We start from the raw sequence: 10,443 nt of genomic DNA, 5'->3' as shown, positions 1-10,443 counted from the left end.
CCGCCCGGGAGATCTACCCACGCCTGATGGCCGATCTAGCCGCGCTGCCCACCCTCCAAACGGCTTGACAGACCATAGGAGCATCTCGCGGGGGTGTCACCGGCACCGGCGAGTCCCGCGTTCGGGCAGGCATGAACTCGACACATGGTTGCCGGAGAGCGGGACTCGCGGACACGGGAAGTTCCGGCCGGACGGCGTCCCAAGCACACAGCCCTTCCCTACGGCCTTGAGTTGGGAGCGCTCTCGGGTGTGCAGTGCGTGATCGTGACGAGGACGGGACCGGCGCTGGCGGCGCTGGCAGTGAGCGCGTTTGCCATTGGCACCACGGAGTTCGTGATCGCGGGGCTGTTGCCGGAGCTGGCCGGGGACCTGGGGGTGAGCATTCCCGGGGCGGGGCTGCTGGTGTCGGGCTACGCGCTGGGCGTGGTGGTCGGGGCGCCGGTGGTGACGCTGGCGGTGCGGAAGTGGCCGAAGAAGACGGCACTGCTGGCGCTGCTGGTGTTGTTCGTGGCCGGCAACGTGACCTCCGCGCTGGCGCAGGGATTCGGCGTGATGCTGGCGGGCCGGGTGCTGGCGGCGCTGTGCCACGGGGCGTTCCTGGGCGTGGGATCGCTGGCCGCGGCGGACATGGTGGGGGAAGCGAAGCGGGCCCGGGCCATCGCGGGCATGTTCACCGGGCTGACACTGTCCACAGTGGTCGGTGTGCCGACGGGCACGTTCATCGGCCAGCACTGGGGATGGCGCGTGACGTTCGCGGCGGTGGCGGCGCTCGGAGTCGTGGGCATGGCGGGGATCGCGGCGCTGGTGCCGACGCTGCCGTCACGGCCGTCGAGTGAGGACACGGGGGTGTTCAAGCGGCCGCAGCTGTGGCTGGCGCTGGCCATGACCGCGCTGGGCTTCGGGGCGGTGTACGCGCCCTACACGTTCATCGCGCCGATCATGACCGACCTGGCCGGTTACGCGCCGGGCGACCTGTCCTGGCTGCTGGTCGTGTTCGGGGTGGGGCTGGTGCTGGGCAACTGGCTCGGCGCGCGGGCGGCGGACTGGCGGCTGATGACCACGATCCTCGTGCTGCTGACGGCGTTGACGGTGCTGTTGCTGGTGTTCGCGACCTGGCCGTCGGTGGTGACGCTGTTCGCCCTCGGCGTGGTGGCCTTCGCGACGGTGCCGGCGTTCACCAGCCGCGTGTTCGCCACGGGCGGCGGCACCACGCTGGCGTCCTCGGCGGCGGTGGCGGCGTTCAACCTAGGCAACGCCTCGGGCGCCTACCTCGCGGGCCTCGCGGCGACCGCCGACGGCTACCGGGTGACGGGCTGGGTGGGCGCGGCGATGGCGCTGGGCGGCCTAGGCGTCGCGGTGGTGTCCGCTGCTCTCCCGAACCGTCAGGCTGACCGGGACCACGACGCGGCTGCCCTCGCGAGCTAGCACCATCCGGGCGGCCAGGCCGGCGTTGTCCTCGACGGTCTGGCGCACGGAGGTCAGCCCGGACGATAAGGCGACGATCCCGTCGTCGAACCCCACGAGCGCGACGTCGTCGGGGATGCGCCGACCGGCGGCGGACAGGGCCTGCCGGGCGCCCGCGGCGGTCATGTCGCAGCAGGCGAAGATGCCATCGATGTCGGGATGCTCGATCATCAGCTCACGGGTCCGGCGCTCGGCGGTGGCGAAAGTGAAGTCGCCTCGGACCAGGACCGGCTCCAGCCCCGCCTCCCGGATGACACGAAGTCCGCCTTCGCGGCGCTGCACGGCACAAGGATTGCTTTCGGGGCCGTCGATCACCGCGATGCGCCGCCGCCCGGCGCGGTAGAGGTGGTCGACCGCCAGCCGGCCGCCCTCGGCGTTGTCCGGCTCGATGGACGACACCCGCGGCGCGGAGCGGCCCATCGACACGACCCACCCGTAGCCGCGGCGAAGCCGCTGAGCCGACTCGGGCGGGACGTTGACCAGAACCGCGCCGAAGCCGGTGCCGGCCCAGGAGCCCACGAGCGTCGGCAGCACGTGGATCTGGAGGCGAATGTCGTTGCCGGCCAAGGCTTTCACCGTGCCGGCGAGCACTCGGGCGTAGTGCGGGTTGGCGCTCAGGGCGTCGGGATCGTCGTCGAGGATGATCAGGTCGAGGGTGTCGGCGCGGCCGGAGGCCAAGGCCCGGGCGGCCAGGTGCGGGCGGTAGCCGAGCTCGACGACGGCCTCCTGCACCAGCCGCCGATGCGACGGCGCGACCCCGGGCTGGCGGTTGATGACGCGGGAGACGGTGGACCGGGAAACCCCGGCCAGCCGGGCGACGTCCTCCAGGGTGGGGCGGCCCACGATCAGGCCTTGTGGCCGTAGAGGTCGCGAAGCAGGGCGGCCTCGGCACCGTGGTGGATGAGCTCGTCGAGGATGTGCAGCACGAACGAGCGCCGGGTGTCACCGGCGTAGAAGCCGGCGCGCGAGCCGATGGGCTGCGCCAAGGATTCGTCCGTGCAGAGCGGGACATTTTCGCCACCATGCCGACTGATTGGTGCTGCGGAGGATGCGAGGCCCCGCCGGTGCCTGGACCGTCGCCGGATTTCGGCCGCCGCCACCCGACGCGCCCCACCGCCCGAGCCGATGCGGCGGGCGAAATCCGGCGAGGGAAGGCACCGGCCCCGAAGGGGCCGAGCCCCGCGCGGAACGCGCGGCGTGGGCACGGCATCCATCAGGCCGGCCATGCGGTTGCGCAGCCGCTCCCACGCGAAATCGGACAGCGACACCAGGTCGTCGACGGTCCCCACCGTGCTCCCCCTAGGACTTGGCGGCCTTCTTCCGGGTCCTGCGCACCGGCTCGTCGGCCTTCTTGTCGGAACGGGCGGCGTCGAGCAGCTCCTCGGCGTGGGCCCGGCCGGTGTAGGTGAAGTCGAGGCCGGCGAGCATGCGGGCCAGCTCGACGACCCGCTCGGATTCGTCGAGCACCTTGACCCCGCTGCTGGTCAACCCGCCCTCGGCCACCTTGTTGACCACCATGTGCCGGTCGGCGTAGGCGGCGACCTGGGGCAGGTGGGTGACGACGATGACCTGGTGGCTGCGGGCCAGCCGGGCCAGCCGCCGGCCGACCTCGACCGCGGCGCGGCCACCGACACCGGCGTCGACCTCGTCGAAAACGAGCGTGGGCACGGGATCGGCGTGGGACAGCACAACTTCCAGCGCCAGCATCACACGGGACAGCTCGCCGCCGGAGGCGCCCTTGTTCACCGGCAGCGCCGGCGACCCCGGGTGCGGCATCAGCCGCAGCTCCACGTCGTCGACGCCCTCGCGGCCGGCGTGCAGCCGCTGGCCGTCGACCAGCAGCGCCACCGCGTCGTCCGGCTCGGCCAGCCGCGGCAGCACCGCCACCTCGACGGTGGCCTGCGCCATGGCCAGCCCGGCCAGCTCCTCGGTGACGGCCTTGCCCAGGTCCGCGGCGGCGGCGGCCCGCTCGGCGCTGACCTCCTTGGCCGCCGAGGCCAGCTGTCCGGCCAGCTCGTCCTTGCGACGGGCCAGCTCGGCCAATGCCTCCTCGGAGGTGTCCAGGCCGGCCAGCCGCTCCTGCGACACCCTCGCCCACTCCAGAACGCCGTCGATGTCGGCCGCGTACTTGCGGGTCAGCTGCTTGAGCTCCTGCTGCCGGGCCAGCACCTGCTCCAGCCGCGCCGGATCGGCGTCCAACGACTCCAGGTAGCCGACCAGCTCGGTCGCCACGTCCGTGAGCAGCACGGCCGCCTCGGCCAGGCGCGGCTCCAGGTCACGCAGCTTGGGGTCCTCGGTCGAGGAGAACCGGCGCCGCGCCTCGGCGATCATGCCCAGGGCGCCGACTGCGTCGACCTCGGTGTCGGCAGCGCCGCTCAGCGAGTACTGGGCGCCGGACGCTGCCTCGCGCAGCTGGTCCACGTCGCCCAGCCGGCGGGACTCCGCGTGCAGGTCCTCGTCCTCGCCGGGCTTCGGGTCGACGGCCGCGATCTCGGCCAGACCGTGCTTGAGCAGGTCGGCCTCGCGGGCCATCTCCCGGGACTTCTCGGTGCGCTCGATGAGCTCGGTGCTGACCTGGACCCATTCCTCACGCAGCGCGCGGTAGCGGCCCAGCGGCTCGCCGACCGACTCGCCGGCGAACCGGTCCAGCACGGCCCGCTGCTCGGCCGGGCGGGTCAGCCGCAGCTGGTCGTTCTGCCCATGCACGGCGATCAGCTGCTCGGACAGCTCCGAGAGCACCCCGACCGGCACGGACCGGCCGCCCAGGTGCGCGCGGGATCGGCCGTCGGTGCTGACGGTGCGCACGGCGATCAGGCTGCCGTCCTCGTCCGGGTCGGCGCCCGCGTTGGCCGCGACCTCCGCCGCCGGGGTGCCCGGTGGCGTGTGGAAGCGACCCTCGACGACGGCGCGATCCACCCCGGTGCGCACACGCGAGGCCTCGGCCCGCCCCCCGCTCAGCAGGTGCAGGCCCGTGACCACCATCGTCTTGCCGGCGCCGGTCTCGCCCGTGACCACCGTCAAACCCCGGTGGAGTTCGATGCTGGCCTCATCGATCACGCCCAGACCCTGGATACGCATCTCGATCAGCACAGGTCGAACACTAGTGCCAACCCCTGACGTTCCACGACCGGGGCGGGCCAAACCGGTCAGCGCTGCCAGCCCGAACGGGCTGGTCAGTCGAGAACCGGGCCGCGCCATCCCTGCACCGGCAGCGCGAACTTGGTGACGAGGCGGTCCGAGAACGGGTCCTGCTTGAGCCGCACGAGCTTGACCGGCGTGCTGGAGTGGGCCACCTCCACGCGGGTGCCGGCGGGCAGCTCGACCAGCCGTCGGCCGTCGCAGCACAGCACCGCGGGATGCCCGTGCGGGTCGATCTCGAAGGCCACCACCGACCTCGGCGACACCACGAACGGCCGGGCGAACAGGGCGTGCGCGTTGCTCGGCACGACCAGCAGCGCGTCCAGGTCCGGCCACACCACGGGGCCGCCGGCGGAGAACGCGTAGGCCGTCGACCCGGTCGGCGTGGCGCACAGCACACCGTCGCAGCCGAAGGAGGACACCGGGCGGGCGTCGACCTCGACGACCACGTCCAGCACCCGCTCGCGGCTGCTCTTCTCGACGCTGGCCTCGTTCAGCGCCCAGGTGTGGGCGATGACCTCGCCCTGCACCGACGCCGCCACGTCCAGCGTCATCCGCTCCTCGACGTGGTAGTCGCGGTCGATGACCCGCTGCACGGCCTCGTCCAGGTCGTCCATCTCGGCCTCGACCAGGAAGCCGACCCGGCCCAGGTTGACGCCCAGCACCGGGGTGCCGAACGGGCGGGCCAGCTCGGCGGCGCGCAGCAGCGTGCCGTCGCCGCCGAGGGCGAACACCAGCTCGGTGCCGACGGCCGCGGTGCTCGCGGGCGCCACCTCGGCGTAGCAGGAGCGGTCCAGGTCGGCGGCCTCGTCCTCGACGACCCGCAGCCGGATGCCGGCCTCGGCGAACCGACCGGCGACCTTCTCGGCCAGCCGCAGGTTGGTCTGCCGCCCGGTCTTCACGACCAGCAGGATCTCCCGGTCGCCGTGCACGTTGAGCTGCGTCATTTCGGCCCCTCACGTACCGCGGTGGCGACCAGCTCCTCGGCCTGTTCGGCCGGCAGCGGCTCGCCTCGCCGCAACCACACGAAGTACTCGACATTGCCGGACGGGCCGGGCAGCGGACTCGCGACCACGCCGTGCAGGCGCAGCCCCAGTTCGGCGGCCTCGCCGACGACGCCGAGCACGGCCTGGGCCCGCAGCCGGTCGCCGCGCACCACCCCGCCGGGCCCGACGTTGTCCTTGCCCACCTGGAACTGCGGCTTGACCATCGGCACGATGTCGCCGTCCTCGGCGGTGCACGACAGCAGCGCCGGCAGCACGAGGCCGAGGGAGATGAAGGAAAGATCGGCAACCACGAGATCGACGACGCCACCGGTCAACTCGGGGTTCAACGCGCGCACGTTCGTCTTGTCCAGGACCACGACCCGGTCGTCGGTCTGGAGCCGCCACAGCAGCAGGCCGCGGCCCACATCGGCGGCCACGACCTCGCGCGCGCCGCGGCGCAGCAGCACGTCGGTGAAGCCACCGGTGGACGCGCCCGCGTCCAGGCAGCGGCGGCCGTCGATGTCGATGTCGAACGCGTCGAGCGCGCCGACCAGCTTGTAGGCGCCACGAGAGGCCCAGTTCGGGTCGTCGTCGTCCTCACGCACGATGACCGGGGTGTCGGCGTCGATGGCGGTGGCCGCCTTCGACGCCACGGTGCCGCGCACGGTCACCCGACCGTTGGCGACCAGTTCCGACGCGTGCGCCCGTGACCTGGCCAGTCCCCGACGGACCAGTTCCGCGTCCAGCCGCGCCCTGCGGGTCATCGGCTCAGAACCCGTCGATGGCCGACAGCGCGTCGGTCAGCGTGGCGTGGACCGCCTCGAACCGCGCCGGGTGCTCGGCGACGTCGAGCGTGTCGAGCTCCGCCAGCCTCGCGACGGCGTAGTCGATGGTTGCGGTGGGTGAGCCGGGGGTGTGGGGGGCTTGCCCCCCGTTGTTGTCAGCCGGCCACATCGGCCCACGCGGTCCAGTGGGCGCACTGCGCGCAGTGGTCGGCGGTGGACCCGGAATCGGCGGCTGGGTCATCTCTGGCTCCTGGATGGACTAACTCGTGCGGCTCCGTACAACGCTAGCCGATATTCAGCTCGGCCAAGGCAGCCATCGAGGCGTCATCGGCGGCCCGAACGGTCACCGGGCCGCCGCCGGCCTGCCACCAGGCGGCGCACAGGCCGCGCAGCAGGGCCAGCGGATCGCCGGAACCGGTGACGGTGAGCGTGTCGTCGTCGACCTGCACGTCCCAGTCGGGCTGCTTGGCGATCTCGACCTCGGAGACCGGCACGAGCAGGCCGGACAGGTCGGCGGCGAGGAAACGGGGGCGCAGCTCGGCCGGCGCCTCAAGCACCTGGCCAGGCGTCGCGACGCCCGTGAGCACCAGCAACGCGTCCAGCTCGGCATTGGTGGCGCCGAGGATGTCGGTGTCCAGGCGGTCGCCGACGACGAGCGGCTTACGCGCGCCGGCGGAGCGGATCGCCTGGTCCATCAGCGGACGGGCCGGCTTGCCGGCGACGACCGGCTCCACGTCGGTGGCCGCGCGCAGGGCGGTCACCATGGAGCCGTTGCCCGGCAACAGGCCCCGCTCGGTGGGCAGCGTCGCGTCGACGTTGCACGCCACCCAGAGCGCGCCGTTGCGGATGGCCAGCGCCGCCTCGGCGAGGTCGCGCCAGCCGGTGTCGGGGGAATGCCCCTGCACGACGGCGGCGACCTCGGGCGAGAACACCCTGGTCGACGTCAGCCCGACGGCCTCGACCTCGTCGGTCAGGGCCGGCGTGCCGATGATCAGCACGAGGGCGCCCCGGTCGAGGCGCTCGGCCAGGACGGCCGCGGCGGCCTGGGAGCTGGTGCTGACCTCCTCGACGGAGGCCTGGAAACCCAGCTCGTTCAGGTGCTCGGCGACGCTGCCCGGCTTGCGCGAGGCGTTGTTGGTGACGTAGCGGATGCCGGTGCCGCGGTCCCGACTGGCCTTGATCGCCTCGACCGCGCCGGGCACGGCCTCCCCGCCGCGGTAGACGGTGCCGTCGAGATCGAGCAGCAGCGCGTCGTACGCGGCGAGGAGGTCCGGCTCGGTCACTCCCGCTCCTCGCCGACCGGGGCGAGCTCGCCCTCGCTGTCGTTCTCGCTGCTGTCGTTCTCGCTGCTGTCGTTCTCGCCGCTGTCGCCGCTCTCGCCGTCAGCCCTGTCGTCACTGTCGCTGTCGGCACTGTCGTCGTCGGCGTTGTCGCCTTCGCTCAACTCGACCGCGCGCTCCGAGGCGTCGGTCTCCTCGTCCTCGTCGAACTCGGCGGCCTGCATGAACCAGCGGATGGCCTCTTCGGTGCGGCCGACGGCCGCGAGGTTGTCCGCGTAGGCGTAGAACAGGCGGGCGCTCCACGGCTCGTGCTTCGCCGGGTCGAGGTCGTCACCCTGCAGCGCCACGACCGCGGCGTCCAGCTGGCCCATGTCGCGCCGGGCGCCGGCGGCGACGATGCGCAGCTCGATCTGCTCGGCCTTGGTGAGCTGCTTGACGTCGGCTTCCTTGGCCAGGTCGAGGGCACGCTCGGGGCGGCCCAGGGCACGCTCGCAGTCGGCCATGACGGCCAGGTGGCCGGGGCCGGCACTCATGCGCCGGGCGGCACGCAGCTCGGACAACGCCTCGGCCCATTCGCCCGCGTGGTACGCGGTCAGGCCGGCGGCCTCGCGGACCAGACCGACACGCGCGGCCTTGGCCCGAGCGAACCGGGCGTGGGCGAGGGCCTGCTCCGGATCGTCATCGACAAGGAGACCGGCAGCCACCAGGTGCGCGCCCACGGTCTCGGCGAGCGCCTTCGGCAGGCTGCGCAGCTCCATGCGGGCCTCGGCGTCGAGCGCGGAGAACACAGCGCCCTCCGGCAGCAGCGGCACACCGAACTTGTCCGTCCGCGGCTGCTCCTGCTCGTCAGGCTCCTGCTCGTCACGCTGCTGGGCCTCGGCCTCCGGCGCGTCGCCGTCCTCGGTCTCGGCGGCCTCGTCGGCCGGCGTTTCCGTGGCCTCGGCGTCGGTCCCGGCGTCGGTCGCGGTCTTGGCGACGTCGGCGTCGACCGCGGCCGCTACGGCCTCGGCCTGCTCGGCGATCTCCAGTTCCTCACGCGGCTTGTCCTCGACGGCGCGCAGCGGGGCGCGCTCCTCGAAGGCGCGCGGCCGCTCATGCTTCTGCTCACGCCGAACCTGGTTGGCGCGCGGCTTCCGCTCGCCGTCGAACTTGCGCTCGCCGTCCGCCCGCTTGGGCCGGTCGAACTTGGACGGCCGCTGCGGCCGGCTGCTGGAGCCGTCGCGCACGTCCTCGCGGTCCCGGTCGTTGACCCGGTTGTCGCTGTTGTAGCGCGGCCGGTCGCCGCCGCGGTCGTTGCCGTAGCTCGGACGGTCGCCGCGGTCGCGGTTGTTGTAGCTCGGACGGTCACTGGAACCGGAGCCACTGCGGTCGGACCGGTAGCCGCCACCCGAGCGCTGGCTGTTGTCCCGGTTGCCGTAGCTGGGACGGTCACCCGAGCTCGGACGGTCGGAGCGGTAGCCGCCGGTCGAACCGCCGCCGGAACGCTGGTTGTCGCGGTCGCCGCCGTTGTAGCGCGGGCGCTCGCTGTCCCGGTCGTTGTACCGAGGACGGTCGCCACCGCGGTCGTTGTTCCGGTCGCTGTTGAACCGGGCAGGGCGCTGCTGGTCGCGATCGCCGTACGAGCGACGCTCACCACCGCGCTGGTCGCCACCCCGCTCACCACCACGGTCGCTGCCGTAGCTCGGACGGTCGCTGGAACCGGAGCTGTTGCGGTCAGAGCGGTAACCGCCGCCCGAGCTGCCACCCGAACGCTGGTTGTCACGGTCGCCGCCGTTGTAACGCGGGCGGTCGCCACCGCGCTGGTCGTTGCGGTCGCTCGTGAAGCGCGGCCGGTCACCCGAACCAGAACGGTCGGAGGAGCCGGAGCGGTAGCCGCCGCTCGACCCGCTGCCGGAGCGCTGGTTGTCACTGTTGTAGCGCGGGCGGTCGCCACGGTCGTTGTTGAAACGGGGGCGGTCGCCGCCGCCGCGCGAGTCGCTGCTGCTGCCGCTGTTGTTGTAGCGGGGGCGGTCGCTGCTGCCAGAGCGCGAGTCGTTACCGCGGTAGCCGCCGCCGGCGGAACCGCCACGGTTGCTGCTGCCGCTGCGGTCGCTGTTGAACCGGGGACGATCGCCGCCGCCGGAACGCGAGTCGTTGCCACGATCGCTGTTGTAGCGCGGGCGATCGCTGCCGCCACGGGAGTCGCCGCCGCTGTTGAAACGAGGGCGGTCACTGCCGCCGCGCGAGTCGTTGCTGCCGCTGTTGTTGTAGCGGGGGCGGTCGCTGCCGCCGGAACGGGAGTCGCTGCCGCGGTAGCCGCCGCCGGCGGAACCGCCACGGTTGCTGGTGCCGTTGCTGCGGTCGTTGTTGTCCCGCGGCGACCAGTTGCCGCGGTCCTGGCGGGGCGCACCACCCTGCTGACGGTCGCCAAACGACCGCCGCTCGCCACGATCGCCGCGCTGACCCCGGCCTTCACTTGATCCCTGGCCGCCGGTGCGCTGCTGACGGTCACCCTGACCGCGCTCACGATCGCCGGGACGCTGCCCGAACCTGGACACAACAACCTCCTAGAACAACATGGCAAGAGCCCACGAAGGGATGGTGGCGCTCTCCGGTACCACGGTAGCCGTCACGTGGCCCCGGGCGCCTCTTCGGGGCACATAGAAGAAGGCCCCTGCATCGTGTCGCCACGACGCAGGGGCCTTCCCCAATTTTAGTCCGGCGGCGTCCTACTCTCCCACACCCTCACGAGTGCAGTACCATCGGCGCTGGAGGGCTTAGCTTCCGGGTTCGGAATGGGACCGGGCGTTT

9 protein-coding genes and 1 rRNA gene are annotated in these 10,443 nt (G+C 72.6%); 1 reads left to right on the top strand and 9 read right to left on the bottom strand.

What is annotated here, in order from left to right; translation table 11 throughout:
• Window positions 1-264 precede the first annotated feature (264 nt).
• Window positions 265-1,425: an MFS transporter gene (locus AB0M73_RS49090; RefSeq protein WP_363907003.1), complete on the top strand. Its 1,161-nt coding sequence runs from the start codon at window positions 265-267 to the stop codon at window positions 1,423-1,425.
• On the opposite strand, the gene AB0M73_RS49085 is transcribed toward AB0M73_RS49090, so the two are convergent.
• The 9 genes from AB0M73_RS49085 to rrf form a co-directional block, all read right to left on the bottom strand.
• Window positions 1,345-2,307 carry a LacI family DNA-binding transcriptional regulator gene (locus AB0M73_RS49085; protein WP_363907001.1) on the bottom strand — a complete coding sequence of 321 codons (963 nt, stop codon included), beginning with the start codon at window positions 2,305-2,307 and terminating at the stop codon, window positions 1,345-1,347. The two genes, AB0M73_RS49090 and AB0M73_RS49085, sit on opposite strands and share 81 nt — an antisense overlap.
• Before the next feature lie 2 nt (window positions 2,308-2,309).
• A complete protein-coding gene (locus AB0M73_RS49080) occupies window positions 2,310-2,753 on the bottom strand; it encodes a hypothetical protein (RefSeq protein ID WP_363906999.1) in 444 nt (147 codons plus the stop codon).
• 10 nt (window positions 2,754-2,763) lie between these two features.
• On the bottom strand, window positions 2,764-4,554 hold the full coding sequence (gene recN / locus AB0M73_RS49075) for a DNA repair protein RecN (protein WP_363906998.1): 1,791 nt from the start codon (window positions 4,552-4,554) through the stop codon (window positions 2,764-2,766).
• Window positions 4,555-4,637: 83 nt separating this feature from the next.
• Window positions 4,638-5,549 (bottom strand): NAD kinase, encoded by a 912-nt coding sequence (locus tag AB0M73_RS49070; protein WP_363906996.1) that lies wholly within the window; start codon window positions 5,547-5,549, stop codon window positions 4,638-4,640.
• Entirely contained in the window at window positions 5,546-6,352 is an 807-nt protein-coding gene (locus AB0M73_RS49065) for a TlyA family RNA methyltransferase (protein WP_363906994.1), read from the bottom strand. The genes AB0M73_RS49070 and AB0M73_RS49065 overlap by 4 nt, the downstream gene beginning before the upstream one ends.
• A gap of 4 nt (window positions 6,353-6,356) precedes the next feature.
• Window positions 6,357-6,542 carry a hypothetical protein gene (locus AB0M73_RS49060; protein WP_363906992.1) on the bottom strand — a complete coding sequence of 62 codons (186 nt, stop codon included), beginning with the start codon at window positions 6,540-6,542 and terminating at the stop codon, window positions 6,357-6,359.
• Window positions 6,543-6,657: 115 nt separating this feature from the next.
• Window positions 6,658-7,656 carry an HAD-IIA family hydrolase gene (locus AB0M73_RS49055; RefSeq protein ID WP_363906989.1) on the bottom strand — a complete coding sequence of 333 codons (999 nt, stop codon included), beginning with the start codon at window positions 7,654-7,656 and terminating at the stop codon, window positions 6,658-6,660.
• Window positions 7,653-10,190 carry a hypothetical protein gene (locus AB0M73_RS49050; protein WP_363906987.1) on the bottom strand — a complete coding sequence of 846 codons (2,538 nt, stop codon included), beginning with the start codon at window positions 10,188-10,190 and terminating at the stop codon, window positions 7,653-7,655. Before AB0M73_RS49050 ends, AB0M73_RS49055 begins: the two co-directional genes overlap by 4 nt.
• A gap of 158 nt (window positions 10,191-10,348) precedes the next feature.
• Window positions 10,349-10,443: ribosomal RNA gene (rrf, locus tag AB0M73_RS49045) — 5S ribosomal RNA — on the bottom strand; the annotation flags it as partial.

Source organism: Kutzneria sp. NPDC051319 (assembly GCF_040682195.1).
Classification (GTDB): domain Bacteria; phylum Actinomycetota; class Actinomycetes; order Mycobacteriales; family Pseudonocardiaceae; genus Kutzneria.
Note: the sequence above shows the minus strand (reverse complement) of the source record. Positions and strands in the feature narration are given on the sequence as shown.